Raw genomic sequence first — 26,983 nt, 5'->3', positions numbered from 1 at the left:
CCCCCCTCCCTCCCATGCGGAACAGACGCCGATGCACAGCATGTACATCTCCATGCTGCGGTTCAAGCGATGTCGGCATAAGCCTGGCCAAAGTCGCCGACGCTTGACCGACGACACCAATCTCCACCGGCTATTACGCCGCTCGAACGCGTCAAACTGCGTCGACTCAGCCATGCCTCCTCACCGCACATGGCTGGGTAGCGGCGCAAACTTTCATCGCAAACGCGAGAACGCCCCGATTCCGGCGATCGCCATGCGCTGGGCGGGTACCGCCGTTTCGGCAAACGACAGTCGCAGGTAGCGGACCTGGCGGACCTCGGGAAAATTCAGCCGCTGGGTCGAGAGCGCATAGGCGATATTGGACAACTCGCCGGCGCCGGCCGGCTGCCAATGTTGACCGTCCTCACTGCTTTCGGCGCGATAGCCTTTCGGTGGTGCCGCGCCGTTCATCACCGTGCGCGATGGGGTGAGGCTGAAGCCAGCGACTTGGCGCAGCGCACCGAGGTCGATGGTCACCTGCACAGGATGGCCCGGCGCGGGAGCGGGCACCACCCAGATCGTGCCGGCATCATCGTCCAGCAACTTCTCTGCCCCCGGTCCACTGGCCTCGACGATGCGCCAACCGGCGGTGGACAGCACGTCCGGCGCGTTCGCCGTCGGCCGCGCGACCGGCACTGGCGCGACGGCACGGAACAGCGCGAATTCGCTGATCGCCGGGCAGACCGGCGCCTCGAGCACGACCAGACGCACCCGGCGCGCGGCGACTGGACGATCGAGCCGAATGACCCGCTGCGCGCCGATGCATTGCGCTTCGGACAACCGCCGCCATTGCCCATCGATCTCGGCTTCGATCGCGAAGCGGGTGACACGCACGCCCAGCGGCAGGTATTCGCGCAGTCGGATCAAATCGAAGCTCTGCACCGCCGACAGTTCCAGCGTCAGCGTCGGCGTGGTGGCGTCATCCGGCGTGGACCAGTAGCTGTCCGGCTGACGGTCGAGTACGCGCGCCGGCTCGAACCCGGGACCGCGCGACGCACTGGCGCTGGCCTTGGCCCCCTTGGCCAGATCGATGGCGAAGCTGGCGCGGATCGCATCGCCGAAGCTCTTCAGCACCGCGACGTCATGGTCGGCGATGCGGCCACGTCGGTCGGGTGGAAGATTGAGGTTCATGTTGGTGCCGCGCGCAACGGAGGTATCGAAATAGCGCACCAGATTCTCTGGGCTGCGCACTTTGCCGTCTTCATCGGCATGGTAGAACCAGCCGGGGCGGATGGACGTGTTGGTTTCGGCCGGCCACCACAGCGCCGCCCCACGCACGCCGGCATTGCCGTTTTCCTGCGTGTAAGGCGCATTTGGCATGGTCGGCCAGCACGGATCGCCGGCCACGCCGTCCTCGTTGCCGACCCAACGGATATCGGCACCGAGCGGGTCGAAGGTGCAGGCCATTGGCTGGTGCTGATGCACGAGCTCGATCATCCGCGGCCAGTTGTAGTAAGCCGGCGCATCGATCTTGCGCGTTTCGCGCGCTCCGCCGTAATAGCCGTCGCCGCCATTGGCACCGTCGAACCAGAACTCGAACAAATCGCCATACCCCGTGCACAGTTCAACGATCTGCTTGCGAAAATAGTCGAGATAACCGGGTCGCCCATAGTCGGCGTGGTTACGATCCCAGGGAGAGAGGTAGATGCCGAAGGCCAGGTCGGCGCGCCGGCACGCCGCGGCCATTTCGCCGACGATGTCGCCGTTGCCGTTCTTGTAGGGAGAATTGCGAATGCAATGCTCGGTCAAGCGGGTCGGCCAGAGGCAAAAGCCATCGTGGTGCTTGGCAGTGAAGATGAGCCCCTTGAGATTGCCGGCTTTGGCAGCGGCGACGATTTGATCGGCGGAGAAATCGCTGGGATCGAATCTGCGCGGATCTTCGTCGCCGTAGCCCCACTCCTTGTCGGTGAAGGTGTTCATCGCAAAATGCACGAAAGCGTATTGCTCCCACCGATGCCACCGTAACTGTCGCGCACTGGGCACCGCGCCCCACGGTGCCGGCCCCTTCTGGCGCGGCGCAGCCGCGATCCGGGCGGCGGTTGCGCTGAAACCCGCGGCGGCGGCAACGACACCAGTGGCAAGAAAGGTACGACGATCGATCATTGACGCCTCCGACTGTATGCAAGCTCGGATCTTAGCGTTTTCCAGCCGCCAAACCGTCCTACCCTAAGCGACGGACGGCCGGCCACGGCGCGAACGCAGTTGGTGAGGACACGGCATGGCACGTGTCGTGCGTGAACTGGACATTCCCAGTCTCCTGGCTGACCCCACTGGACGCACCTGTGGACACAGTGCGACACGCGCAGTTTCCACAGCGGATCGACAGAGGGACGCGCCGGTCCTGCACCTGGCTCGCACCGCGCCCCCCTGTCGTTGCCGGCTGCAACTTCGCGTCTGACCGTGCCGATGGAGGGCCGGCGTGGCAGCAAGCCGCCATCGTGTGCGCGCGCGCTCAGTCGGCCGGTGGCTCGGCAGCGTCCGGCGAGCGTGGAAAATAGGTATTCAGCTTATCCTCCCAGGCCTGGAACTGCTCCAGCGTATGCGCATCCATCGGCCGCGGCGCCGACGCCACGGCCTTCTTCTGCGCCACATAGGCGATGCGCTGCGACGACAGCGCATCCCATGCCTTCCGGAAGCTGACCGGATCGGGATGCGAGACCAGTAGCGCCTCCAGCACCGTGGCCTGCGCCACCCGCGCTGCCAGCAATTCGCTCAAGGCCTCGGTCACCGCCTGCATCCACTCGGCCTGGTGCTGTTCCATCTCTCACCACCACTCGTATCTGACAAGACGGCCACCATACCCGGTGACCGGCGACCTGGGCGTGTAGCCCGCCGGTGTGCCTTCTTTGCCGATCCGAACGCGTCAGCGACCGGCAGCGCACGAGCGCCTGTCATCGCCCGCCGTCGAGCTGGCCACTGCAGAGGCTGAACTCGGCCCTCAGCGCCCCCGCAACCCTCGGCTCCGCGCTGTTGGCGGCCTGAAGCCGCGCAAAAAGCGGGAGATGTTCTGAACCCCTCGCGCTTGTGCGGGTCGAACAAGCCTCTCCACCGGGAACCTTGTTGTGGCAAGTGCTGCACCGACTCATGCCGCACACCAGACCATACTCGGCGCTCCGCTCCAGCCCGGCGTGCTGCGCCACGCCAGGCGTCTGCGCTTGCACAAGAATATGCGTGGCGACAGTTAGCGCGTGTTATGCACTTTGAGATGAGATGCGTTGGCCGTCAGCGGTGCCGAGCGGGGTACTGCATGGCGCCGGCTTGGCTGGCGCCAAGGCCAGCGGCACACGCTCCGTGCCGCTGACGGCCAACTCTCCGTGGAGCCACGATCCGGCACCCGCCGGACCGCCCAAGCTCGAACGCAGCCGCGTCCCGCTCGCTGTTCACAGACAGCGACTTTTAGGACACGGCGGCCAACAACCGTGCCATCCGCGCAAGCCCCAGCTCCAGTTCCGGCAGCGATACCCCGCCCGCCCCCAGGCGAATATGTTGCGGGCACGCATACGCATCTCCGGACATCACAAACGTGTTGTAAGGCGGCGCTAGCAGCGTCCTGCTGAATGCATCAGCGCCGATAGGCACATGCAGGCGCGCAAGTCCAAGCAGCCCGGCTTGCGGCTGCGTCCATGTCAATGCAGGCTGCTCGGCGACAAAGCGATCCAGCAAGGCAACCCGTTCGCGCCCAACCGCACGCGAGTTCGCCACCGCCGCAGCGAAGTGGTTCGGCCTCAGCGCGATCTCGGCCAGCCGTTCGCCGAGCACGTTCATGATCTCGCTAGTGTTCTCACGCAGCACCATCGCCGCATTCAACAGCGCACGGTCGCGCGTCACCATCCAGCCGGTCCGCAACCCCTGCAAACCGAGCAATTTGGACACGCTACCGGTGCTGATGCCACGCTCGTACAACGTTGCGATACGCGGCGTCTCCGGTCCGGTCCACTCCAGGCCGCGATAGACTTCGTCGGACAAAATGTACGCGCCAACCCGGTCAGCGGCGACGAGGATGCGTTGCAGTGTCTGCGCGTCTTCCACACGCCCGGTAGGATTGTTCGGGTTGCACAGGAAGATGAGCTTGGTCTTGGGGGTCACCAGCGATTCGAGCTGTGGGATATCCAGGGCCCATCCGGATGCCTCCGTCCGTGCCACCCGCCGGGGAATCGCACCGATCTGCTCGGCAAGCACCAGAGGCTGTTGCCAGCCCGGCGCGTCGATGACGAACTCATCGCCTGCACTCAACAGCTGCGTCAGCACCAGATAATTTGCCTCCTGGGCACCGGCGGTGATCAGCACATCGTCCACATCGCAGCTCGGGCGATAGCCATATTGCTCAAGCACCCGCTCGCGCAAGGCGGGCAATCCCTGATAGTCCTCGCCTGTCCAGTCCAGCGAAGACGCTGGATCCAGCTCCGACAGGAACTGCCGCAATGGCGGTGAGGGCGCCAACGAATAGGTCACGCACGCCTCGGGCTTCGCTCGATGCGCGGTGAGCCACTGCTCCCAGAAACTGTTCGATGGCACAGGCATAGGTACGGTCCTTATGCCATGACGGCCGGGCAGACGCCCAGACCGAGCGATGCGTCGATAACGGCGCCACGCAAGATGCGCGCCTCATCTCGGCACAGGTAAAAACAGAGTTCGGCGATTTCACGCGGATGGATCAACCGCCCGCCCGGCAGCGAAGCTTCTAGCGCGCGTCTCTGTTCGGACGATAGCGCGTTCAAGGTGCTGGCCTGGAACATCGGCGTATCGGTCGCGCCCGGACAGATAGTGAAGACATCGATTCCGGTACAAGCATAGGTGGCGGCAAGTTGCCTGCCCAGAAACGCCACCGCGGCCTTGCTCATGCCATCGGCGGCACGAAAGCGGGGAAAATGCGTGATACCCCCGTCCACCGAGCTCATGAACACAATCTTGCCCTGACCGCGCGCCTGCATGCCAGGAATCAGGTCTTCGCTCAACCACAATGGCCCGATCGTATTGACGCGGAAAAATGCCTCGTCCTGCTCCTTATGACTTGCGGCTGCGCGCTCCACCGTCTTGGTGCCAACACCTGCGTTATGGATGACGATATCGACTGGCTCGACCAGGGTCTGCATGAAATCCGCGTGGCTATCGCGGTCGCCGACATCCAGAACGCGCGCAGTCACCTGATCGGTGCCGAGTACATCCACGAGCGCGCACGCGCGGCGTCGACTGTCCTCGCCTGGCCGGTAAGTAAAGGTCACCTTGCAACCTGCCCTGGCGAAGATCTTGATCAGCTCGATACCGATCCCGCCCGCGCCGCCGGTGATCACGACATGCCTGTTCTCAAAGTCGGACATGGTCATACCAGTGCTCCTTGGGTCGCCGCACCTTGTGTTGCCGCAACGCACTCGGCCAATGCCTGCCCCAGCTGGACGTACTCGTCCAGCGTGTTGTAGACCTGCGCCGATAGTCGGACCAGATGACCGGAAGGGGGAGACCAATCGGCAATAGCGACATCGATACCATGCACGTCGTACAGCCGATCCTGCAATCCGGCGGCAGTGATCGCCGGGGCCTGGCGATCCATCTGCAATGCGACCATGCTGCCCACCATCGCATCGGGAGCGACACGCCTCAGCGGCAGCGACTGCGCGATGCATGCCGCTGCGCGCACGGCCAATGCATGGTTGCGCAAATAAAGCGCGACCAATCCGCCTGGTAGCAGGCCAGCCAAAAACTGCAGCGCTGCGGGGATGCAAAGCAACGCAGTCTGGTCCGCTGTTCCCTGCCAATCGAACTCAAGATGCAAACGCGCCCTGCGCGTCGTCGTGTCGCCATAGCCGCGACTGATCACCACAGGATGCAGACCACGCTGGCGATCGCGCCGCACGTGCAGGAAGCCTGCACCACGCGGGCTGCACAGCCACTTGTGACAATCCCCCGCGTAGTACGCAGCGCCAATGGCGTGCAGGTCCAGCGCCAGCATGCCCGGCGCATGCGCACCGTCCACCAGCGTATCGACCCCCATCGCGTCCAGCCGCTGCACCAACGCCGCGATCGGGAACACGATGGCGGTCGGGCTGGTGACATGATCCAGCACGGCCAATCGGGTCCGCGCAGTGACACGATCGAGCACGGTGTCGATGACCGCATCGGGACCGCTGACCGGCACCTGCACGGTGGCGACTACAATCACCGCACCAGTGGACTGCGCAATGAAGTCGAGCAGATTGGCACAGGACAGATAGGCGTGATTGGTGGTGAGGATTTCGTCGCCCGGCACGAAGACGAGCGAGCGCAACACGGCGCTCAATGCGCTGGTGACATTGGGCACGAGGACCAGATCCGCCGGACCGGCGCCGACCGCCTCGCACAATGCGTGGCGAGCATCGTCCAGCAGCGCGGGGAGTTCGCGCAGGACAAACGCTGCTGGTTGACGCTCCATGCGCTCGCGGAGCGCTGCCTGTTGCTGCAGGACCACGAGAGGACAGGCACCCAACATGCCGTGATTGAGACAGCGCACGGCGGGATCAAGCGCATAATGCTTTCGAAATGGGCTTGGACGACTGTCCAATCCCCAGGCTGTTTGCTGCATGAAGGGCTCCAGATCATCCAGATAATCAGGCAAGCGGGTGGGCGCAGTGGACGGAACGGTGGCGCGCGATGAGCTGCAGCAACGCGTCCCTGCTGGGCTGTAATGGCGGCGGCATGCACTGCCCGCGCAGCACGCGCACGCGTTCCAGCACATCTGTCTGCGCGAAAATCGCTTCGGGCCTATCGAGCATCCCTGTCCGGCGCGCCAATGCCCGCCAGACCACCGGGTCGTGACGGGCGGCGGCGGCGACATGCTGCAGCGTGATCTCGTCATGCGGCAGAACGTGGGTCGCCGTCCCGGCCCACAGCGCGCCGCGCGCGCGGTCCTGCAGGACACTGTCTTCATGCCACGGCAGCACCCACCGTTGCGCGAGGGAATCGGCCTGCACTGCCAGGCGATACGGGTCGTCCAGACCGTCATGCTGCGCCAGATCGGCAAGTGCGAACGCATGACGCATCGCCAGCGACATGCCGCGGGTATAGGTGGGATTGGTGATGCACAAGGCATCGCCAACAGCGACCACGCCCACGACAACAGGCTGTCCATCCACCACGAAGTGCCGGAAGCGGTTCTCGCATACGGGCCAGCGCAACACGTCCGATACCGGCTCGCAGACGCCAGACTGCAGCCACGCGGCAATGCCGGAGTGCTGCCGCGCCGCAGCGGTGAACAGTGCAGGATCGTCGAAAGCATGCAGCGCCTTGTCGCCCTGCGGCACCATCAAGGTGACCGATGCATAGCCATTGTCCGCAGGACAGACGATGCAGCCGCTTGCGGCGGCATAGCCGCCCGCGGAGAACCCCGCATCGAGTCGAGCCGCCGGCCGACGCAGCAGACGGTACCAGCGGCTATAGTAGGCCAATCCGCAATTCTCAACGATTTCTGCGGGTACGGCTGCGCCGGCCGCGCGCAACCATCTGCAGAGCGCCGAGCCACGACCAAGCGCATCAATGGTCAGGTCGGCACGGATCTCGCCATGGACGGTCTGCACGCCCTGCACTATCGCAATCCCATCACCACCGAGAAGCAGCCCGTCCACCGGGGTCTGCGTCAGCAAGGTGACATTCGGCTCGGCCTGCACGATCGGCCGCAACACTGTTTCGACGAAGGAACGACGCACCGACAACCCGAACAGATCCGGATCGTCGCAGCGCGACGTGGCGGTGGCATCTTGCAACTGTGCGCCGAACGGCATCTCGATGGCCCCTGCGGCGACCAATGCCGTCCACACGTCCATCGCGCGTTCCCGCAACGTTTTTCGCCCGAGCGCAGCGAGCGCGTGCGTATGTCTGGCATGCGGCACCCCCTTGCGCCACCAGTGGTTGACCGACACACCATCGATGGCACCCGTGGAAGGCAGTGTGTCGACCGTGTCCCGCTCGATCAGGGTCACCCTTGCACCACCGCGCGCAAACGCCAGCGCACTCATCAATCCGGCGATACTGCCACCCAGCACCGCAACATGCTTGCCTCTCATCAGGCGAGCTCCTCGTCACGCCGGACGGCACGCAACGACGGCAGGCTGTCTTTACGCAGCAGCAGCGAACGCACCGTCCACAGATCGGAAAACACACGGTACTGCAGTGCGGTCTGATCCAGATACGCAACCCCAGGCGATCCACCGGTGCCGGCCCGATGACCGATGAACCGCTCCACCATCCGCGCATGACGCTGACGCCAGATCAGCATGGCCTGCTCGAGCTCGATCACAGCTTCCAGCAGCTCGCACGGCCAAGCCATCTGCGGCAGCTCACGATAACTTTCAACGAAGATCATCGCCGTACGCACCGCACGACGCTGCAGACGCTCGTACGCAGACGCCTGCGGGTCTTCCTCTGCACGCAGAAAGGCCGCTGCATTTGCATCTTCAAGTGCCAACCGCGAACGTTGCTGCTCGATGGCGCGCGGCGACAGGCCATTATCCTGCGCGATCTTCAGGCGCCAGCGGCTCTCGGCATGCAATGCATCGAGGTAATCCTGCGCGAACCGCTCGGCCGCCCCCGGAGCGGTCGAGCCACCGATCGGCAGACGTACCAACCATGCATACAGGCTCTGCTTGAGGCTGGGGCCACTGGCGATCCGCGCCTCCACACGACGCGCCGAGGCCGAAAGCCCGCCATCCGGCAATCTGAGCGCCTCCTTGAACGAGCAGCCCTGCCCGGTCGCGATACGGTCTGCATCCTCCAGCCCCATTAGTATCTCGATCTCGCGCAGTTGCGCGGACTGAAAGCCGCTAGCAGGAGCCAGGCGTCCGCGGAACTCCAGGAAGTCGCGTGCCGTCATGGTCTCCATCAGCTTGAAATGCAGATTTGCCTGCTCGAAGGCTGCCGTTGCACGCCGCAGCGAACGAATGGCGGCGACGATACGCCTATCTTCGGGCTGCATTTCTTGCAGCAAATCGCGCGTCAACTCGAGTTCGCGCAGAATCAACTTGAACCACAATTCGTAGATCTGGTGAACGACGATGAACAGCGCCTCGTCGTTTCCGATGGCCGCCTCATCGTCGCCCAGCCCTCCCTGCAGCGCCAGCAATTGCTCGACCTTGATGTAATCCCAGTAGTTCATTGCTTTCACGCTGCGCTCCCAGTCATCCGCATGGCGATGTGCCCATAGGCGATTGCTGACGGCCGAGTACAGACAGAGCGATCACGCGGCGGCGCTCTTCTTCAACCGGTCCCACCTGGCAAGATTGGCGAAGGCATTCTTCTGCAAGTCGTTCCAGATCGCAGTCTGTGCGATCGCCGGCTTCACCAGCAATTCCAGCCGGTGCCCATTGGGATCCTGGAAGTACCAGGAACGCGCAAGCTCGGCATGAGATCCGTCACCGGCCACGTCGTGAATCACTGGACCTTCGACCTGAGTGCCATGCGCACGCAATCGGGATGCGATCAGCTCCGCACGCGCCTCGTCGCTCACTTCCAGCGCGAGATGCTGGGCCCAGTCCTCTGCAACCGGCACCATCGCATCGTTGCTGCCCAGGATGTCGAAGAAGCAGATGTAACTGCCGTCTTCCATCTCGAAGAAAATATTGTTATTGAGCGGCCGCACCCCGCTCGACGGCACGTGGTCGATCATGGCTGCAGCAAACTTCAAACCGATAACCTCGGTGTAGAACGCAACGGTCTCGCTGGCATCCCTGCAGCGATACCCTACGTGATGCAGTTTCTTCAACATCGAATTATCGCCTCTGGAATGGGCTTGAAAGACGCGCAAGCATCTGCGCATGGCGGGGCAACCGACTCCGGCCCAGGCTGGGCGACACCACGGCGGCGAGGCGCTCCCATCGATCGACAGTGCCGCTCGAATTCCATCGGCAGCTGAAGTGCAACCACATAACGATCGATGACACCGGCATGCCTGATTGCTGCACAAGCCTCTGGCAGCGCGACGATAAACACCAGATGTTTTTCGTTATCGAAGCAGCGGCATTGCGGATTGAATTTCAATCATCGTCAATGCAACCTTTCTTATGAAATTCGGCATAGCGACGCGCGCGCCGACGATGCGCACGGGCACGGCTGTTACAAAACGATTGCAAAATATTCATTTATTCATAAAAAAGTGGTTCGGCATCCCCCCGTTCCGCCAGTGCTGTGATGGCTGGCAAGCATTCTCGCTTGTTATGCGACTGCTGATCGACTCAGCATCGCGCGTGCGGTCGCCACCACAGAAAGCACCAAAGCGAAATCGCGTTTCGCGGCAGTCGCTTGCGATCGATTCGGCAGACCTGCACCGCTGGCACTGCGAGCGGACCGCTTCGCCGGCCCGGCCTCAGCCAGCCGCGCAGCTCGTCAATCCACTCTCGATGGATATCGCCCCCGATCACGCGCAAGCCACCGTCGATGGGAACGACGCCTATCGCCTGCATCCAGATCCGGAACATCGCCATCGCGCTTTTCGTCCCATGGTTGGGTGGCGCGAGCGTGCCAAGCTCCCTTGGCGTAAAACATAGGCGGCCGCTTTTGCTGGGCGATAGAGGCGACACATTGCGGCGACGACGCGTCCCATTAGGCCCGGAGAGTGAGCCGAGCGCGGTGCTTCACCAGCAGCATCACCTGCGCCCCCTCCCGCCAGCGAACCGCTGAGCGCATCAGTCACCACTCCACCCATGCCTGGTTCCGACCTTCCAAGCAGGGCAGATCGCACGCTGTCATGAGGCTGGGCGCACCCTGTGTAAACCCGTGGCGAGCATCGCGTTGCTGGCTATCGCACACTGCAGCGGCGAAGGCGCGCAGCTTCATCAGCCATCGAACGACGTCCGGAGGTCCGGACGGTACCTGCCGCCCCAAGCCGCCGACCGGGTCCATGAGCGCATGAGTGCAGGCCAGGCGCGTGAACCGACCACAACCACCTTGGCCAGCACCAGGTCGGCGCGTGCCGACCAGCCGGCGAGATTCCAGCATGTGGCGGCTACTCGGCTAAACTTGTCTCCCGCAGGCAGATGCGTCCGTGGCCGCCGCAGCGCCGACATGTGCGGACCGCCATTGCAGCAGCCATTGCACGATTCGCTACCCCATCGTTTTCGCGCCAACTCGCCCCCGATTCTGGAAGACCTTCTTGCAAAGCTCCAACATCAAAGACAGCTCCAAACCCAGCACGGGCGCCGTCGAGCACACGCCCCTGATGAAGCAATTCTTCGCCGCCAAGGCCGACTACCCGGACTTGCTGCTGTTTTTCCGCATGGGCGATTTCTACGAGCTGTTCTACGACGACGCGCGCAAGGCAGCGCGGTTGTTGGATATCACCCTGACGCAACGCGGCAGCTCCGGTGGTGCGCCGATCCCGATGGCCGGGGTGCCGGTGCATGCCTACGAAGGCTATCTGGCGCGGCTGGTAGCGCTGGGCGAGTCGGTGGCGATCTGCGAGCAGATCGGCGACCCGGCGCTGGCCAAGGGCCTGGTCGAGCGCAAGGTGGTGCGCATCGTCACGCCGGGCACCGTCACCGACGAAGCCTTGCTGGACGAACGCCGCGACACCTTGCTGATGGCGATCGCGCGCAGCAAGCAAGGCTACGGCCTGGCCTGGGCGGACCTGGCCGGCGGCCGTTTTCTGGTCAACGAGGTCGATAGCGCCGACGCGCTGGAAGCCGAGCTGGCGCGACTGGAGCCGGCCGAGTTGCTGGTTCCCGACGAAGACAACTGGCCGGAGTTCCTGCGCGGCCGCAGCGGCGTGCGCCGGCGGCCACCGTGGTTGTTCGATGCCGACAGCGGCCGTCGCCAATTGCTGGCCTTCTTCAAACTGCACGATCTCACCGGCTTCGGTATCGACGACAAGCCCTGCGCCACCGCCGCGGCCGGCGCGCTGCTGGGCTATGTCGAGGAAACCCAGAAGCAGCGGCTGCCGCATCTGACCTCGATCGCGATGGAAGTAGCCGGCGAGGCGATTGCAATGAACGCCGCCACCCGCCGCCATCTGGAACTGGATACGCGCGTCGACGGCGATACCCGCAATACCTTGCTCGGCGTGCTGGACAGCACGGTCACGCCCATGGGCGGTCGCCTGCTGCGGCGCTGGCTGCATCGCCCACTGCGGCTGCGCGAGGTGTTGGTGCATCGCCACCACGCGGTCGGCACGCTGATCGATCGCGGCGCCGAGGCCGACCTGCGCGAGGCATTCCGCGCGCTCGGCGATCTGGAGCGCATCCTCACCCGGGTGGCGCTGCGCTCGGCGCGGCCGCGCGACTTCTCGACGCTGCGCGATGGCCTGGGTCTGCTGCCGGCGGTGCGCGCGATCCTGCAGCCGCTGGATTCGCCGCGGCTGGCGACCCTGGCCGCCGAACTGGGCCAGCATGACGAAATGGCGCACCTGCTGGCCTCGGCGATCGCCGAACAGCCGCCGCTCAAGCTCAGCGACGGCGGCGTCATCGCCGCCGACTACGATGCCGAGCTGGACGAACTGCGCCGGCTCAGCACCAATGCCGACCAGTTCCTGGTCGATCTGGAAGCGCGCGAGCGCGCCAGCAGCGGCATCGCCACGCTGAAGGTGGGCTACAACCGCGTGCACGGTTACTACATCGAGATCAGCAAGGGCCAGGCCGACAAGGCACCGGTGCATTACAGCCGGCGCCAGACCCTGACCAATGCCGAGCGCTACATCACCGAAGAACTGAAGAACTTCGAAGATAAGGTGCTGTCGGCGCGCGAGCGCGCGCTGTCGCGCGAAAAGCTGCTCTACGAAGGGCTGCTGGACACCTTGGGCGAACACCTGGAACCGCTCAAGCGCGCCGCCGCCGCACTCAGCGAACTGGATGTACTGGCCGGCTTCGCCGAGCGCGCGCAGGCCTTGGACTGGACCCAGCCAGAGCTGGAGACCGGTGCCTGCTTGCGCATCGAACGCGGCCGTCATCCGGTGGTCGAAGCCGTGCGCGAGCAACCGTTCGAGCCCAACGACCTGGACCTGCATCCAGACCGCCGCATGCTGGTGATCACCGGCCCCAACATGGGCGGTAAATCGACTTATATGCGGCAGAACGCCTTGATCGTGCTGCTGGCGCATATCGGCAGCTACGTACCGGCACGCCGCGCGGTGATCGGCCCGATCGATCGCATCCTCACCCGCATCGGCGCCGGCGACGATCTGGCGCGCGGCCAGTCCACCTTCATGGTGGAAATGGCCGAAACCAGCTACATCCTGCATCACGCCACGCCGCAATCGCTGGTGTTGATGGACGAGATTGGTCGCGGCACGTCGACCTACGACGGCCTGGCGCTGGCCGATGCGGTCGCGCGTCACCTGGCGCACAGCAACCGCTGCTACACGCTGTTCGCCACCCATTATTTCGAGCTGACGGCGCTGGCCGATGAGTCGCATGGCGGCGGGAGCAGCGGCATCGCCAACGTGCATCTGGATGCGGTCGAGCATGGCGAGCGATTGGTCTTCATGCATGCAGTCAAGGACGGCCCGGCCAACCGCAGCTTCGGTCTGCAGGTTGCCGCATTGGCCGGCCTGCCGAAGGCAGCGGTAAACCAGGCACGACGGCGATTGGCGGAATTGGAGCAGCGTGGCGGCGAGACCCATGCCGCGCAGATGGCACCACAGGCATTGGATGCACCGCAGCAGTTCGGGTTGTTCACCGCGCCGACGTCCGCCGCGCAGGAAGCGCTGGCTGCGCTCGATCCGGACGAACTCACACCCAAGCAGGCGTTGGAAGCCCTGTACCGACTCAAATCGCTGCTGTAGCGATCTTGTGCCCGCCGCCGCGTTTACTTGAGCGGCGGTCGGGACTGCAGTTCAACCCTTCGTGGGCTTCCGTGCCCCCAGGGATGGAGCGCATGGACTGCAAGGCCTAGGCGCCAACGCCGGCCGTCGCACGTCGCAGTGTCTCCCGACGCTGCGCGAATGCCGGTAATGCCGGCTGTGCCGCGACGGGTCAATGCAGGGCTGGCACCAGGGAACGCGGCCACCCAGGCATCGATGAAACGCTTGCGCACGCACGGTCGCAAGCGGCCGTGGACTGCTCCCGTGGTGTGCGCAGCTCGCTACCACGTTGCCCCTCATCCATGTGATGGGCACCGTGCAGAACGCGGAGCCCATTGCAGCCACCCGGATCGCCGGGTGGTCATCGTCCCCCAGAAGTCTGCCCTTGCTTGTCGCCGGCCGATGCAACGCATAGGCCACCTTGCCACACGTCATCCTTCCGGCCCCAGCGACGAACGATCTTAACCACACGCTTAAAAGTTATGTTATATCATTTCATTATCACCCCCGAACTGCATTGCCTGTGTTGCAAGCACCCCGCCCACCCAGTCGCGGTAGCGCCCCTACACCGCTCACGCCGTACACCGACCCATTGCTGGTCGGCGCACTCGCCCGGCTGGCCGCGGCGCTGCTGACGGCGTCCTTGTTGTGGCTGGGCTATGCCTGGGTGACGTCTTGAACATGCTGGCCTTGCACGCACTCAGCCTCGGCTACGGCGCTCAGGTCACGCTGCACGACCTGCAGGCGCGCATCGTCCGCGGCAGCCTGACCGCCTTGGTCGGGCCCAACGGTGCCGGCAAGACCACGTTGCTGCGGGCCATTGCTGGCGAGTTAGCGCCGTTGCGCGGACGCATCGAACGCAATGCCGGGCGCGTGTCCTGGCTGCCGCAACGCAGTGCGCTGGACACGCAGTTCCCGATCGACGTGCGCGGCTTCGTCGCCATGGGCCTGTGGCGACGGATCGGCGCCTTGCGCGGGCTGCGCAGCGCCGACAGCGCGCAACTGGATCGGGCGCTGGCGACGCTGGGCCTGTCCACGCTCGCCCGCCAGCCGATCGGCACCTTGTCCGGCGGCCAATTGCAACGCGCCTTGTTCGCGCGGCTCCTGCTGCAGGACGCCGAGCTGATCCTGCTGGACGAGCCGTTCACCGCCATCGACACCCACACCACCGCCGACCTGCTGCGGCTGGTCCACCGCTGGCACCAGGAGGGCCGCACCGTGCTGGCGGTCCTGCACGATCTGGAGATGGTGCGGCAGCATTTCCCGGAGACCTTGCTGATCGCCGGTCGCCTGATCGCGCATGGCCCAACCGCCACTGCGCTGAGCGCGCAAACCTTGGAACAGGCGCGGCTCGCCGCCGACGCGATGAGTGCGGCGTGCGCCACGTCGTCGCCACATGGGGATACGTGGTGATGCTGCCCTGGCAACCGTTTCTGGACTATGTGTTCATGCAGCGGGCGCTGCTGGGCTGCACGGCGATCGCACTCGGTGCCACCCCGATCGGCGTGTTCCTGATCGCGCGGCGCATGAGCCTGATCGGCGATGCAATGGCGCACGCGATCCTGCCGGGTGCGGCGGTGGGTTTCGTGGTGTCCGGCCTGTCGCTGGGCGCCATGACCCTGGGCGGCATCGTCGCCGGCCTGCTGGTGGCGGTGCTGACCGGCGCGGTGTCGCGCGCCACGCGGCTGCAGGAGGATGCTTCGCTGGCAGCGTTCTACCTGATCTCGCTGGCGCTGGGCGTGCTGCTGGTATCGCTGAAGGGGTCCAACGTGGACCTGATGCACGTGTTGTTCGGCAGCGTGCTGGCGCTGGATGACGCCGCCCTGTTCCTGCTGTGCACGATCGCCACGCTGACCTTGAGCGTGCTGGCGTTGCTGTATCGGCCGCTGGTGCTCGAATGCGTGGACCCGCAGTTTCTGCGGACCGTGGGGCGCAGCAGTCTGCTCACCCACCTGCTGTTCCTGGCGCTGGTGGTGCTCAATCTGGTCGCCGGTTTCCAGGCGCTGGGCACGCTGATGGCGGTGGGCATCATGATCCTGCCCGCGGCCGCTGCACGCTTCTGGGCCAGGCGCCTGGCGCCGATGCTGCTGATCGCGCTGGCGGTCGCGTTGCTGGCCTCGGTGATCGGCCTGTGGCTGTCCTATCGCTTCGACCTCCCCTCCGGCCCGACCATCATCCTGGCCGCTGGCAGCGTCTACCTGCTGTCCCTGCTGCTCGGCCCGGAGGACAGCCTGGCCGCCAACGCACGACCACGTCGGCAGCGCACTGCGACCGGAGCACCGCCATGAGCCGCCGCCTGCATCTACTGCTCGGCGTGTGCGTGCTGCTGGCGCTTGTCGCCATCGTCTTGCTGCTGGATCGCCACCAGCCCTCGCCCGCCACGCAGGATGGCCACCGGCTGCGTGTGGTGGCCAGCTTCTCGATCCTGGGCGACCTGGTGCGACAGGTCGGCGGCCAACGCGTCGCCGTGACCACCTTGGTCGGGCCGGAGGGCGATGCCCATGTCTACCAACCCACGCCGGCCGATGCGCGCGCGCTGGGTGGCAGCGACCTGGTCATCGTCAACGGCCTGGGATTCGAGGGATGGCTGGATCGGCTGGTCCACGCCTCCGGCTACCGCGGCAGGATCGTGGTGGCCAGCGACGGGGTGGTGCCGCGCCGGCTCGATGCGGCCAACGCACGCGCCAGCCATGCCCACTCCCCGCTCGACCCGCATGCCTGGCAGAGCGTTCCCAACGTGGAGCGCTACGTCGCCAATATCGCCGCCGCCCTGTCCGCCGCGGATCCGCAAGGCGCATCGGTCTATCGCGCGAACGCCGCCCGCTACACGCTGCAATTGCACGCCCTGCATGCGCAGATCCTGCGCAGCATCGCCGCGCTGCCGCCACACCAGCGCACCATCGTCACCTCGCACGACGCCTTCGGCTATTTCGCTGCGACCTACGGACTGCGCTTCGAAGCGCCGCAGGGCGTGTCCACCGAAGCGGAAGCATCGGCCCACGACGTCGCCGCACTGATTGCGCAGATTCGGCACGACGGCGCGGCGGCGCTATTCGTCGAAGACATCACCGACCCACGACTGCTGCAGCAGATCGCGCACGAAACCAGCATCCGCATCGGCGGCACCTTGTATTCCGATGCGCTTTCGCAGCCCGGCGGGCCGGCAAGCACCTATCTGGACCTGATGCACCACAACCTCACCGCGCTGTTACAGGCGCTCGATCCCGCAAGGAGTTCGTCATGACCACTGCGCAGCTCCCCGTCACCGTGCTGACCGGCTTTCTCGGTGCCGGCAAGACCACGTTATTGAACCGCATCCTCACCGAGCCGCACGGCCATCGCTATGCGGTCATCGTCAACGAGTTCGGCCAGACCGGTATCGATAACGAACTGGTCGTCGATGCCGACGAAGAAATCTTCGAGATGAATAACGGCTGCATTTGCTGCACCGTGCGCGGCGATCTGATCCGCATTCTCGACGGCCTGATGAAACGTCGCGATTTCGATGCGATCCTGATCGAGACCACCGGGCTGGCCGACCCGGCGCCAGTGGCGCAGACCTTCTACGTCGACCCGGACGTGGCGGCCAGGACGCGGCTGGACGCCATCGTCACCGTGGTCGATGCGGTCCATCTGGACACCCATCTGGACGAAGCACACGAAGCCGCCGAACAGATCGCCTTCGCCGACGTCATCCTGCTCAACAAGATCGACCTGGTGCAAGCCGCGAAACTGGAGGGCCTGCAAGCGCGCATCCGCAGCATCAATCCCTATGCGCGCATCCATCACAGCCAGCATGGCGACGTGCCGCTGCAGGCGATCCTGGGCCTGCAGGCCTTCACTCTGGAGCGCGTGCTGGAAATCGAACCGGACTTCCTCGACCCCGACAGTACCCATGAGCACGACGACGCCATTGGGTCGGTGTCCCTGCAGTTGCATACGCCACTGGACCCAGCACGCTTCGAGCGCTGGTTCGGCGACCTGCTGGCCACGCATGGCAACGATGTGCTGCGTTGCAAGGGCATCCTGGATGTGGTCGGCGAACCTAGGCGCTACGTGATCCAGGGCGTGCACATGCTGACCGACGGCAACTTTCTGGATGCCTGGCCCGCCGGGCAGGCGCGTGTTTCCAAACTGGTGTTCATCGGCAGGAACCTGGAGCGCATGCACCTGCGTGAAGGCTTCAGCGCCTGCGCAGCATGACGCGCTCCTCGCCACCGGCTGGGAAACGCTCGGCCCTGACGCTGCATCTCGATGCGGTGCCAGTCGCCGCAATCGCGTGCCAAAACCGTCTCACCACCGCCTGGGGCGATGGCTGTCTGCGCCACTTCGTCCCCGGCCAGCCGCCGAGCTGCCTGCAGGTCCACGCCGGTGCCATCCTTGCGCTGGCCGCAGACAGCGGCGATGGCGATGCCGTGCTCAGCGGTGGCGATGACGGCATGTTCGCGCGCGTGGATACCTTAGGCGCGCAGGTGCTGGCGCGGTTTCCTGGGCAGTGGGTCGAGCATGTCGACGCTGCCGTCGACGGCAGCCGCGCCTGCGCGGTCGCGCGTCGCGTGCATCTGTGGGAACCCGATGGCCGCGTGCACGTGCTCGAGCATCCCTCCAGCGTCGGCGGCATCGCGTTCGATCCTGCGGGGCACCACCTGGCCGTCGCGCATTACGGCGGAATCACGCTCTGGACCCGCGCGTCCGACGGATGGCACGCTTCGCAATTGGCCTGTCGCGGCAGCCACCTGGCCGTGACCTGGTCGCCGGACGGCCGCTTCGTGCTCAGCAGCATGCAGGAAGGTGCCATGCACGGCTGGCGCGTGGCCGATCAGCTGCAGATCCACATCGCCGGTTATGCACGCAAGGTACGGCAATGGTGCTGGCTCGGGGATGCATCATGGCTGGCCAGCGGTGGCAGCAACGCGGCGATCCTGTGGCCGTTCGACACTGCCGACGGACCGATGCAGCGCTCGCCACTGACCTTGTTCGACGACGACGCACAGGCGTTGGTCGGGGCCGTCTGTGCCCTCCCCGCCCCGCCACGCATCCTGGCCGGCAGGAGCGATGGCAGCGTGCTGCTGGGCGATCCGCTCGCGCCGGAGCAGTGGTACACGCTGCGTCAGCCTGGACGCGCGCCGGTCGCGCTGCTCGCTGTGCTGCCCGCGCCGCAGTGGTTGCTGGTCGCACACACCGACGGCGAAGTGCTGTGGCTGCCGCTGCAGCTGCCATGACGCCCGCCATCCGCCCTCCCATCGCCGTGGCCATTGCGGCGATCACGCCAACCATTCGACGTTTGCACATGAACGTTCGCTCCCTCGCGAGCGACGCAACAGCGCGCGTCATTTGCGCCCGCGGGTCTTGCTTGGCGCTGTTTCTGCTGCCACCGCTCGCGGCGACGGCACAGGACACAGGACACCCGCTGCAGACGCTGGACGCGATCGATGTGCGCGCCGTCGCCACCGCTGCCGATCCTGTCCAGCCCACCGCCAGCCGGCTCGCGCTGTCACCGCAACAGACGCCCGCCACGCTCGATACGATCACCGCGCCGGCAATGCAGGCGCGCGGGCTGCAGAGCGTCGAAGCGGCGCTTGCCACGCTGCCGGGCATCACCAGCGGCGGCTCGCCAGGCAATCTGGCCAGCCTGTCGATGCGGGGGTTCACCGGCGACCAGATCACCTGGTTGCACAACGGCCTGTATCTTGGTCCATCGAGCATGACCGCGCGTCCGCAAAACACCTTCAATCTGCAGACAGTGGACGTGCTCAAGGGCCCGGCATCGGTGCTGTATGGGCAGGGCGCGATCGGCGGCGTGGTCAACGTGATCGATAAGCAGCCAGGCGTTTCCGCACCCAGTGTCGATCTGTTGGCCGGCGTTTCGCGTTTCGGCGGCCGTGTGCTCGGTGCCGGCAGCGGCGGTCGCATCAGCGATGTGCTCGCGTATCGCGCCGACCTCAGCCGGCTGTCGTCCGATGGATTCGTCCACGCCGCCGGCTCGGATGTGAGCAACGGCAGCGCCGCAGTGCTGTGGCGGCCGAACGACACCCTGAGCGTGCAGCTGGCGATCGACGCTGGCAACGACCATCCCAGCACCTACTTCGGCACCCCCTTGCTGCCTGCGTCCGTTGCGCGCACACCGTTGCGTGGCGTGCTGCGCAGTGCAGATGGCAGCGTGGTCGATGCCAGCACGCGTTACAGCAACTACAACGTCGCCGACGCAGAAATTTCCTCCCACCACACCTGGCCGCAGGCGACCGTGGTGTGGTCGCCGAACCCGCGCATCACCGTGCGCAGCCTGCTCTTCGCGTTCGACGCCTCGCGGCGCTGGATCAATGCCGAAAGCTATCGCTACGACGCCAGCAACGGCCGACTCGATCGCGACCGCTTCTTCGTCTTCCATCAACAGCATCTGTGGGGCGGCCAGACCAGCGTGAGCGTCGACCAGCCGCTGGAGGGACTGAACAACCGGCTGGTGGTCGGGCTGGATCACAATCAACTGCACTTCGTCCGCGAGCGCGGCTTCCCCCACGGCGACAGCGTCGATCTCACGCTCACCGGGCCAAGCGGCAGTTTTGGCCCACGTCAGCCGCTGCGCAGCCCGACCCGCTGGAACGACACCGCGTTGTTCGTGGAAGATGCGCTGGACTTGGATCGGCAACTGACGCTGGTGCTGGGCGGGCGCTGGGACATCCTGCGGCTGGACCGCCGCAACTTCGACGCCGACGACCAATTCCAGGCCGCCAGCAGCTTCAGCCGGCGCTACCGACCGGACAATCTACGCATCGGACTGGTCTACGCGCTGAGCCCATCGCTGACGCCTTATCTGTCCTATACCACCGGCAGCGACCCACCCGGCTCCAACATCTTGCTGGTCAATGCGGGCGAGGACTTCGGACTGAGCAGCGCGCGCCAGTACGAAGCCGGCATCAAGGTGGCAGGCAGCGACCAGCGCGCCAGCGCGACCCTGGCGCTGTACGACATCCGCCGCGACGACATCCTCACCCTCACCGGGCAGGACGTCGTCAGCAATGTCGGCGTGCAACGTTCCCGAGGGTTGGAGCTGTCGCTATCGGCGCAGCTCGCTGACCATTGGGCAGTCAACGCCAACCTGGCCTACACCGATGCGCGCTACCACGACTTCATCGACCGCAGCAGCGGCATCGATGCCTCCGGCAATCGCCCTGCCAACGTCCCGCGCACGCTCTTCAACGTCGGCACGCAATTGGACGCGGTCGCCAATCTGCCGCTGCAGCTCGGGCTGGACCTGCATGGCGTCGGCACGCGCGCGGGCAATGTTGCCAATACCTTGCAACTGCAGCGGTATCTGCTGACCGACATCTATGCCAACTATCGGCTGACGTCCTCGCTGACGCTCGGCCTGCGGGTGGACAACCTGTTCGACACCGCCTACGTGCAATGGGCCGACGTGTCCTATCCGCGGCAAGTGCTCCTGGGTGAGCCACGCAGTTATGCACTGAGCTTGCGTGCTGCGTTTTGAGCGTCGGCTGTGGGCACGCCTGGCCTGGCTGCACCGCTGGCTGGGGGTGCTGCTCTGCCTGTCCTTCCTGGTCTGGTTCAGCAGCGGCCTGGTGCTGCTGTTCGTCCCCTTCCCCAGCCTGCCCGATACGGATCGCTGGGCAGCCAGCGATCCGGTGATGCTGGCGCAGATCGCGCTGTCGCCGGCCGAGGCCTTGCAGCGCGCCGGCGGCGGTGACGGGTTGCGTCTGCTGTCGATCGCCGGCCAGCCGCGCTATGTCGTTGCGCAAGGCGCGCGACAACGCAGCATCGATGCTGGCAACGGTGCCGTGCTTGGCCTGCTCACGCCGCTGCAGGCGCGCAGCGTGGCGGCACGCTTCGGCCGACGGCCGGTCCGCACCCTGGCAGGCCCGTTGCAGGTGGACCAATGGAGCGTGCATCAACGTCTGGACCCTTGGCGACCGTTCTACCGGGTCGCGCTGGACGATGCCGATGGCACCACGCTGTATGTCTCGGCCCGCACCGGCGAGGTGATGCAACGCACGCGCGCGTCAGAGCGCTGCTGGAACTGGCTGGGCGCCATTCCGCACTGGCTGTATTTCACCGCGCTGCGTCGCCACTTCGGCACCTGGGATAGCAGCGTGTGGTGGCTGGCGTTGTGCGCGCTGATCGGCGCGCTCGCAGGGAGCGTGCTCGGCGTGTATCGCAGCAGCCAGTACCGTCGCCGACACGCGAGCGGATGGTCGCCCTACCGCGGCCTGCTGCGCTGGCATCACGGCCTGGGCCTGGTCGGTACAGTGATCGTGCTCGCCTGGATCTTCAGCGGTTGGTTGTCGATGGACCATGGCCGGCTGTTCTCACGCGGCCAGCCCTCGCAGCCGGCGTTGCAACGCTATGCGGGGATCGACCTGGACGCCGCACTGACTGGCCTGGCTCCGGCAGCGCTGCACGCGCTCGAAGGCAGTGGCGAGATCGGCTTCCATCGCGTCGGCGGCCAACTCTGGGTCAGCGGCCACGGCCAAGCCACTGCGACCACCCTGCAGATTCCAGCCGGCACCGGTGCGGTCCACCTATCGACGCCGGCAGAACGGGTGGCGGCGATCCGTGCTGCCGCCGCACGCGTCTGGCCATTGGCCGCAAGGTCCCGTGCTGCTGCCGACGCGCTGTATCGCCAGGCCGATGCAATTGACGCCGATGCCCTCCGGCTATCGTTGGCAGTGCCCGGCAGCGCGCAACTCTATGTCGATACCACGACCGGCCAACCTTTGCTGGTGCTGGACCGCAGTCGCCAGGCCTATGCCTGGCTGTACTACGCCGTGCATACCACGCGGCTACCGGGGCTGGACGCGCATCCACGCCTGCACATCGCGGTGCAACTCACGCTGCTGGCGATCGGCTGGTGCCTGAGCCTGACCGGCCTGGTGCTGGCGGTCCGCCGCCTGCGACTGCTCGCGCGCCAGCGGCGCCCGCGTCGATCGGCTACACCCCTTCCGAACAGCGCGACGAATGATGGCCAGTGATCAACCAACGGCCATCGATTTCCTCGAACGTAAACAGGAAACGCGCAGGCACCGACGCGCTGACCCCATTACGCTCGAACGTGAATGTGTACAACCCGCCGATCACGACCGTGCCCAGCTTGGCGCTGACCCGTTTCTTCTGCACGGTGATGTCGCAGCTCAGACCATCGGCGGCCAGAAACGAGGTGAAGTAGGCGCGGCGGTCGTCATCGCGACCGCGGATGGCGTCCGAGAGCGTCGGCACCAGGATCGCATCCGGCGCATACAGGGCGAGGACCGCTTCGATATCGCGGCGTCCCACCGTGTCCGCCCACCGCGACAGCATGTTGCTTGCCTCCGCCAGACAATGGGCGGCGGTGCGCCCGGCAGTCGCCGGTGAATGACCGGCGAAGACGCCATCAGCGGTCATAAGAGATCCTGATCATAGGGACAGGCATTTGCAGACCGAACGATTGTTATTTTATAACAAGTACAGGAGGTTCACGACGCGCTGTCTTCTGCATCGCAGCTCAGCCGCTGTCGCCACCACGAGCGCGCACGCCCGGTCGCCGATCACCAGACCGCGACCCATCATCTTGCGCAGCTGTGCGCTCCATCGCGGACGCGGAGCCGGCGTTTGAGGCGAACTAACCAGGTTCGCGCATTCAGTCGACGGCGCAGGTCTGAAAGGGGGTGACGTCTCCATAGCCAACATCTATAGCACCAGTAATATCATTCTAATTCCCCCAATCGAACCGGCCCGTTATGGTGGGCCGACCGAATAGAGGAGCCCGCTACTGTCAGCCGGTCTGTCCCGCATCGCTCGCCGCTCGCGTCCAACCGCCGCACGGCATTCCGAAGGTCCAGCACCAGCCGCCGCTACGCCGATCCTTGCCGTTCATCCCTCCGCGCCACTGCCGTAGTCGCGCTCCCCAGTGCCCAATGCACCCAGGTAAAGACTCATGACGACCGAAGCGAAGTGCCCGTTCAATCACACCACCATCGGTACCGGCACCACCAACAGCGATTGGTGGCCCAAGCAGTTGCGCGTGGATCTGCTCAATCAGCACTCGGCGCGTTCCAATCCGCTCGGTGAGGCGTTCAACTACGCCGAGGCCTTCAAGCAGCTGGACCTGGCCGCGCTCAAGCGCGACCTGCATGCGCTGATGACCGATTCGCAGGAGTGGTGGCCAGCCGACTTCGGCCACTACGGCCCGTTGTTCGTCCGCTTGGCCTGGCACTGCGCCGGCACCTATCGCATCGGTGATGGGCGTGGTGGTGGCGGTCGCGGGCAGCAGCGCTTCGCCCCGCTCAACAGCTGGCCGGACAACGTCAGCCTGGACAAGGCGCGCCGCCTGCTGTGGCCGATCAAGCAGAAGTACGGCCAGGCGATCTCCTGGGCCGATCTGATGATCCTCGTCGGCAACGTCGCGCTGGAGAGCATGGGCTTCAAGACCTTCGGCTTTGCCGGTGGACGCGAGGACACCTGGGAGCCGGACCAGGATGTGTACTGGGGCCGCGAAACCAAGTGGCTGGGCGGCGACGAGCGCTATTCGCGCGGTTCGCCAGGCGTGGACGAGGCGCACGGCGTGCTGGTGAAGGACGACGACAGCGAAGTGCGGCATAGCCGCGATCTGGAAAATCCGCTCGCCGCAGTGCAGATGGGCCTGATCTACGTCAACCCGGAAGGCCCGGACGGCAACCCCGATCCGCTGCTGGCCGCCAAGGACATCCGGGACACCTTCGAACGCATGGCGATGGACGACGAAGAAACCGTCGCGCTGATCGCCGGCGGCCACACCTTCGGCAAGACCCACGGCGCCGCCGATGCCGCACACGTTGGCGCCGAACCGGAAGCCAGCGACCTGGAAAGCCAGGGGCTGGGATGGCACAACAGCTACCGCACCGGCAAGGGCGCCGACACCATTACCAGCGGCCTGGAAGTGACCTGGACCACCACCCCGGCGCGCTGGAGCAACGACTTCTTCGACCACCTGTTCAAGTTCGAGTGGGAGCTGACCAAGAGCCCGGCCGGCGCCCACCAATGGGTCGCCAAGAATGCCGACGCCATCGTTCCCGATGCGCACGACGCATCGAAGAAGCATCGTCCGACCATGCTGACCACCGATCTGGCGCTGCGCTTCGATCCTGCGTATGAGGCGATCTCGCGCCGCTTCCACCAGCATCCGGAGCAGTTCGCCGATGCCTTTGCGCGCGCGTGGTTCAAGCTCACGCACCGCGACATGGGCCCGCGCGCGCGCTATCTCGGCCCCGACGTGCCGGCCGAGGTGTTGGTTTGGCAGGATCCGCTGCCGGACGTCGACCATCCGTTGATCGATGCCCACGACGCCGCCGCACTGAAGCAGGCCATCGTGGCCTCAGGGCTGAGCGTGTCGCAGCTGGTCTCCACCGCCTGGGCCTCGGCCTCCACTTTCCGCGGTTCGGACAAGCGCGGCGGCGCCAACGGCGCGCGCATCCGTCTGGCACCGCAGAAGGATTGGCAGGTCAACCAACCCGCGCAGTTGGCCCAGGTGTTGAGCACGCTGGAGCGCATCCAGGCCGACTTCAATGCCGCGCAGTCCGGTAGCAAGAAGGTGTCGCTGGCCGACCTGATCGTGCTCGCCGGCAACGCTGCGGTGGAGCACGCCGCGCAGGCCGCCGGTCATCGCGTGACGGTGCCGTTCGCACCGGGCCGCACCGATGCTTCACAGGAACAGACCGATGTCGCATCGTTCGCGGTGCTGGAACCGGTGGCCGACGGCTTCCGTAATTTCGCCAAGCGTCGTTACGCCGTGCCTGCCGAGGCGCTGCTGATCGACCGGGCGCAGTTGCTGACCCTGACCGCGCCCGAGCTGACCGTGCTGGTCGGCGGCTTGCGCGTTCTCGGTGCCAACACCGACCAGGCAGAACATGGCGTATTCACCGACCGGCCCGGCGTGCTGAGCAACGACTTCTTCGCCAACCTGCTGGACATGCGGACCGAGTGGAAGGCGACGTCCGAGTCCAAGGAACTGTTCGAAGGGCGCGATCGCGCGAGCGGCGAACGCCGCTGGACCGGCACCCGTGCGGACCTGGTGTTCGGCTCCAACTCGGTGCTGCGCGCGGTGGCCGAGGTCTATGCCAGCGCCGATGCCGAGGCGAAGTTCGTCGAAGACTTCGTCGCCGCCTGGACCAAGGTGATGCAGTTGGACCGTTTCGACCTGGCCTGAGTTGGCCGCGACGTCGCCCTAACCGCCCTGCCCTGGCGACGCCGGGGCAGGCGTGACTGGGATGGCCGCAGGTTCGATGGATGAGCGTCGATGAAGGACGCACAGGCATCAGCGATTGCAGGTGCGCTCGCGTCGGCCGAGCCAGCGGGCCACCGACGCCCTGCAACGCCATCCATCGCATCACGCCCTCCGACACCGGTGTGTCGTCCCCGATGGCACACGTCGCTGGGCGCACGACTGCCTTTGCTGGGGAATGCACCCGCCTAGGTTGACCCGGATGGTCGACAGCGCAGCACAACGCTAGAGCGCGTCGATATCGCCCAATGCATTGATCAGGCGCCGCGCGCGCTTGTCCGGTTTGCCCTCTGGCGGGCGATAACCCGTCCGCTCGGCCGCACGCTGCTGTCGCCATTGCGCCCGCGCTGCGCGCGAGTCCTCGCTTTCGCTATACAACGTCTGCGCCACTGGCGCCGGGCCGCGGACATCGCTCAAGGCCACCACGGTGATCTCGAAGATCTCGCCACCGCGATCGATCCGCAGCTGCTCCCCGCTGCGAAGGGTCCGCGCAGGCTTGGGCCGCTGGCCAGCCACGTCCACTTTGCCGGTTTCCACCGCCTGCTTGGCCAGGCTGCGGGTCTTGAAGAAACGCGCAGCCCATAACCAGACATCCAGCCGCACCGCCGCGGTTTGTACTGCCGATTCACTCATTGCGTTTATGGAAATCCACCTGCATGGGTTGTTCGTTCTTACGCGTGTTGTTCCACTCTAGCGTTTGCTCCGGGTGGCAGCGCTGTTGCCGCTGGCTGGCGAGCAGGCCATCGGCACGTGCCGGAACCGCGCCGCTGTCGTCACCGACCAAGCATTCCGGTCGATCGCCAGGCCGCACCGTTGCAGCGTCCAGTGACGCATCGCTGGCACAGCCGGCCAGGCCCAGCACCATGCCAGCCAACAGCACGCCGAGACCAAGTTGCAGGTGGTGACGTGAACGCAGCATTGCAAGCTCCTTGTGCAGAAAGAAG

The 26,983-nt window shown here is 65.5% G+C and carries 22 protein-coding genes; 11 read left to right on the top strand and 11 right to left on the bottom strand.

What is annotated here, in order from left to right; all coding sequences use genetic code 11:
* Positions 1-213: 213 nt before the first annotated feature.
* The 8 genes from CKY51_RS04080 to CKY51_RS04045 all read right to left on the bottom strand — a co-directional run bounded on the left by CKY51_RS04080 (position 214) and on the right by CKY51_RS04045 (position 9,769).
* Positions 214-2,142 (bottom strand): alpha-L-fucosidase, encoded by a 1,929-nt coding sequence (locus tag CKY51_RS04080; protein WP_022973350.1) that lies wholly within the window; start codon positions 2,140-2,142, stop codon positions 214-216.
* Positions 2,143-2,491: 349 nt separating this feature from the next.
* Complete coding sequence (locus CKY51_RS04075) at positions 2,492-2,800, bottom strand: hypothetical protein (RefSeq protein ID WP_022973349.1); 309 nt, start codon at positions 2,798-2,800, stop codon at positions 2,492-2,494.
* 635 nt (positions 2,801-3,435) lie between these two features.
* Complete coding sequence (locus tag CKY51_RS04070; protein ID WP_244952510.1) at positions 3,436-4,461, bottom strand: aminotransferase class I/II-fold pyridoxal phosphate-dependent enzyme; 1,026 nt, start codon at positions 4,459-4,461, stop codon at positions 3,436-3,438.
* 110 nt (positions 4,462-4,571) lie between these two features.
* Positions 4,572-5,363: an SDR family oxidoreductase gene (locus CKY51_RS04065; RefSeq protein ID WP_022973346.1), complete on the bottom strand. Its 792-nt coding sequence runs from the start codon at positions 5,361-5,363 to the stop codon at positions 4,572-4,574.
* Complete coding sequence (locus CKY51_RS04060; protein ID WP_244952509.1) at positions 5,360-6,445, bottom strand: aminotransferase class V-fold PLP-dependent enzyme; 1,086 nt, start codon at positions 6,443-6,445, stop codon at positions 5,360-5,362. Before CKY51_RS04060 ends, CKY51_RS04065 begins: the two co-directional genes overlap by 4 nt.
* Positions 6,446-6,620: 175 nt before the next feature.
* A complete protein-coding gene (locus CKY51_RS04055; protein WP_022973344.1) occupies positions 6,621-8,072 on the bottom strand; it encodes an FAD-dependent oxidoreductase in 1,452 nt (483 codons plus the stop codon).
* On the bottom strand, positions 8,072-9,160 hold the full coding sequence (locus CKY51_RS04050) for a tryptophan 2,3-dioxygenase family protein (RefSeq protein WP_152248923.1): 1,089 nt from the start codon (positions 9,158-9,160) through the stop codon (positions 8,072-8,074). Before CKY51_RS04050 ends, CKY51_RS04055 begins: the two co-directional genes overlap by 1 nt.
* Before the next feature lie 81 nt (positions 9,161-9,241).
* Complete coding sequence (locus CKY51_RS04045) at positions 9,242-9,769, bottom strand: VOC family protein (protein ID WP_152248919.1); 528 nt, start codon at positions 9,767-9,769, stop codon at positions 9,242-9,244.
* Between the two features lie 295 nt (positions 9,770-10,064).
* On the opposite strand from CKY51_RS04045, the gene CKY51_RS04040 reads away from it, so the two are divergent.
* The 10 genes from CKY51_RS04040 (at position 10,065) to CKY51_RS04000 (ending at position 22,776) form a co-directional block, all read left to right on the top strand.
* Positions 10,065-10,547 (top strand): hypothetical protein, encoded by a 483-nt coding sequence (locus CKY51_RS04040; RefSeq protein WP_152248918.1) that lies wholly within the window; start codon positions 10,065-10,067, stop codon positions 10,545-10,547.
* 605 nt (positions 10,548-11,152) lie between these two features.
* A complete protein-coding gene (mutS, locus tag CKY51_RS04035) occupies positions 11,153-13,774 on the top strand; it encodes a DNA mismatch repair protein MutS (protein ID WP_022973342.1) in 2,622 nt (873 codons plus the stop codon).
* A 544-nt stretch (positions 13,775-14,318) separates the two neighbouring features.
* The gene (locus CKY51_RS22360) at positions 14,319-14,471 is read left to right on the top strand and encodes a hypothetical protein (RefSeq protein ID WP_155975900.1); all 153 of its coding nucleotides are present in this window, start codon (positions 14,319-14,321) and stop codon (positions 14,469-14,471) included.
* A gap of 2 nt (positions 14,472-14,473) precedes the next feature.
* Complete coding sequence (gene aztA / locus CKY51_RS04030) at positions 14,474-15,205, top strand: zinc ABC transporter ATP-binding protein AztA (RefSeq protein WP_022973341.1); 732 nt, start codon at positions 14,474-14,476, stop codon at positions 15,203-15,205.
* Positions 15,169-16,080 carry a metal ABC transporter permease gene (locus tag CKY51_RS04025; protein WP_238319562.1) on the top strand — a complete coding sequence of 304 codons (912 nt, stop codon included), beginning with the start codon at positions 15,169-15,171 and terminating at the stop codon, positions 16,078-16,080. The genes aztA and CKY51_RS04025 overlap by 37 nt, the downstream gene beginning before the upstream one ends.
* On the top strand, positions 16,077-17,036 hold the full coding sequence (locus CKY51_RS04020) for a metal ABC transporter substrate-binding protein (protein ID WP_022973339.1): 960 nt from the start codon (positions 16,077-16,079) through the stop codon (positions 17,034-17,036). The genes CKY51_RS04025 and CKY51_RS04020 overlap by 4 nt, the downstream gene beginning before the upstream one ends.
* On the top strand, positions 17,033-17,995 hold the full coding sequence (locus tag CKY51_RS04015; RefSeq protein WP_152248917.1) for a CobW family GTP-binding protein: 963 nt from the start codon (positions 17,033-17,035) through the stop codon (positions 17,993-17,995). The genes CKY51_RS04020 and CKY51_RS04015 overlap by 4 nt, the downstream gene beginning before the upstream one ends.
* Positions 17,992-19,014 carry a WD40 repeat domain-containing protein gene (locus CKY51_RS04010; RefSeq protein WP_022973337.1) on the top strand — a complete coding sequence of 341 codons (1,023 nt, stop codon included), beginning with the start codon at positions 17,992-17,994 and terminating at the stop codon, positions 19,012-19,014. Before CKY51_RS04015 ends, CKY51_RS04010 begins: the two co-directional genes overlap by 4 nt.
* A gap of 131 nt (positions 19,015-19,145) precedes the next feature.
* Positions 19,146-21,278, top strand: a complete 2,133-nt coding sequence (locus CKY51_RS04005) for a TonB-dependent receptor (RefSeq protein ID WP_022973336.1) — start codon at positions 19,146-19,148, stop codon at positions 21,276-21,278.
* Positions 21,265-22,776: a PepSY domain-containing protein gene (locus CKY51_RS04000; RefSeq protein WP_022973335.1), complete on the top strand. Its 1,512-nt coding sequence runs from the start codon at positions 21,265-21,267 to the stop codon at positions 22,774-22,776. The genes CKY51_RS04005 and CKY51_RS04000 overlap by 14 nt, the downstream gene beginning before the upstream one ends.
* Here the strand turns inward: CKY51_RS04000 and CKY51_RS03995 are convergent.
* A complete protein-coding gene (locus CKY51_RS03995) occupies positions 22,736-23,185 on the bottom strand; it encodes an SgcJ/EcaC family oxidoreductase (protein ID WP_022973334.1) in 450 nt (149 codons plus the stop codon). The genes CKY51_RS04000 and CKY51_RS03995 overlap by 41 nt on opposite strands.
* A 532-nt stretch (positions 23,186-23,717) precedes the next feature.
* Between CKY51_RS03995 and katG the strand changes: the two genes are divergently transcribed.
* Positions 23,718-25,964, top strand: coding sequence for a catalase/peroxidase HPI (gene katG / locus CKY51_RS03990; protein ID WP_022973333.1), 2,247 nt, complete (start codon positions 23,718-23,720; stop codon positions 25,962-25,964).
* 300 nt (positions 25,965-26,264) lie between these two features.
* Here katG and CKY51_RS03985 read toward each other — a convergent pair whose 3' ends face one another.
* Positions 26,265-26,672: an RNA-binding S4 domain-containing protein gene (locus CKY51_RS03985; protein WP_022973332.1), complete on the bottom strand. Its 408-nt coding sequence runs from the start codon at positions 26,670-26,672 to the stop codon at positions 26,265-26,267.
* Positions 26,665-26,958: a hypothetical protein gene (locus tag CKY51_RS03980; RefSeq protein ID WP_031340298.1), complete on the bottom strand. Its 294-nt coding sequence runs from the start codon at positions 26,956-26,958 to the stop codon at positions 26,665-26,667. Before CKY51_RS03980 ends, CKY51_RS03985 begins: the two co-directional genes overlap by 8 nt.
* Positions 26,959-26,983: the final 25 nt, after the last annotated feature.

It is taken from the genome of Xanthomonas maliensis (assembly GCF_009192945.1).
In the GTDB taxonomy this organism is placed as follows: Bacteria; Pseudomonadota; Gammaproteobacteria; order Xanthomonadales; family Xanthomonadaceae; genus Xanthomonas; species Xanthomonas maliensis.
This window is presented reverse-complemented; position numbering and strand designations above follow the sequence as displayed.

What these genes read in the sequence shown, in the direction of transcription:
- CKY51_RS04080 (WP_022973350.1), bottom strand. Translation starts at nt 2,142, where the DNA reads ATGATCGATCGTCGTACCTTTCTTGCCACTGGTGTCGTTGCCGCCGCC.
- CKY51_RS04075 (WP_022973349.1), bottom strand. Translation starts at nt 2,800, where the DNA reads ATGGAACAGCACCAGGCCGAGTGGATGCAGGCGGTGACCGAGGCCTTG.
- CKY51_RS04065 (WP_022973346.1), bottom strand. Translation starts at nt 5,363, where the DNA reads ATGACCATGTCCGACTTTGAGAACAGGCATGTCGTGATCACCGGCGGC.
- CKY51_RS04060 (WP_244952509.1), bottom strand. Translation starts at nt 6,445, where the DNA reads ATGGAGCGTCAACCAGCAGCGTTTGTCCTGCGCGAACTCCCCGCGCTG.
- CKY51_RS04055 (WP_022973344.1), bottom strand. Translation starts at nt 8,072, where the DNA reads ATGAGAGGCAAGCATGTTGCGGTGCTGGGTGGCAGTATCGCCGGATTG.
- CKY51_RS04050 (WP_152248923.1), bottom strand. Translation starts at nt 9,160, where the DNA reads ATGAACTACTGGGATTACATCAAGGTCGAGCAATTGCTGGCGCTGCAG.
- CKY51_RS04045 (WP_152248919.1), bottom strand. Translation starts at nt 9,769, where the DNA reads ATGTTGAAGAAACTGCATCACGTAGGGTATCGCTGCAGGGATGCCAGC.
- CKY51_RS04040 (WP_152248918.1), top strand. Translation starts at nt 10,065, where the DNA reads ATGAAATTCGGCATAGCGACGCGCGCGCCGACGATGCGCACGGGCACG.
- aztA (WP_022973341.1), top strand. Translation starts at nt 14,474, where the DNA reads ATGCTGGCCTTGCACGCACTCAGCCTCGGCTACGGCGCTCAGGTCACG.
- CKY51_RS04020 (WP_022973339.1), top strand. Translation starts at nt 16,077, where the DNA reads ATGAGCCGCCGCCTGCATCTACTGCTCGGCGTGTGCGTGCTGCTGGCG.
- CKY51_RS04015 (WP_152248917.1), top strand. Translation starts at nt 17,033, where the DNA reads ATGACCACTGCGCAGCTCCCCGTCACCGTGCTGACCGGCTTTCTCGGT.
- CKY51_RS04010 (WP_022973337.1), top strand. Translation starts at nt 17,992, where the DNA reads ATGACGCGCTCCTCGCCACCGGCTGGGAAACGCTCGGCCCTGACGCTG.
- CKY51_RS03995 (WP_022973334.1), bottom strand. Translation starts at nt 23,185, where the DNA reads ATGACCGCTGATGGCGTCTTCGCCGGTCATTCACCGGCGACTGCCGGG.
- katG (WP_022973333.1), top strand. Translation starts at nt 23,718, where the DNA reads ATGACGACCGAAGCGAAGTGCCCGTTCAATCACACCACCATCGGTACC.
- CKY51_RS03985 (WP_022973332.1), bottom strand. Translation starts at nt 26,672, where the DNA reads ATGAGTGAATCGGCAGTACAAACCGCGGCGGTGCGGCTGGATGTCTGG.
- CKY51_RS03980 (WP_031340298.1), bottom strand. Translation starts at nt 26,958, where the DNA reads ATGCTGCGTTCACGTCACCACCTGCAACTTGGTCTCGGCGTGCTGTTG.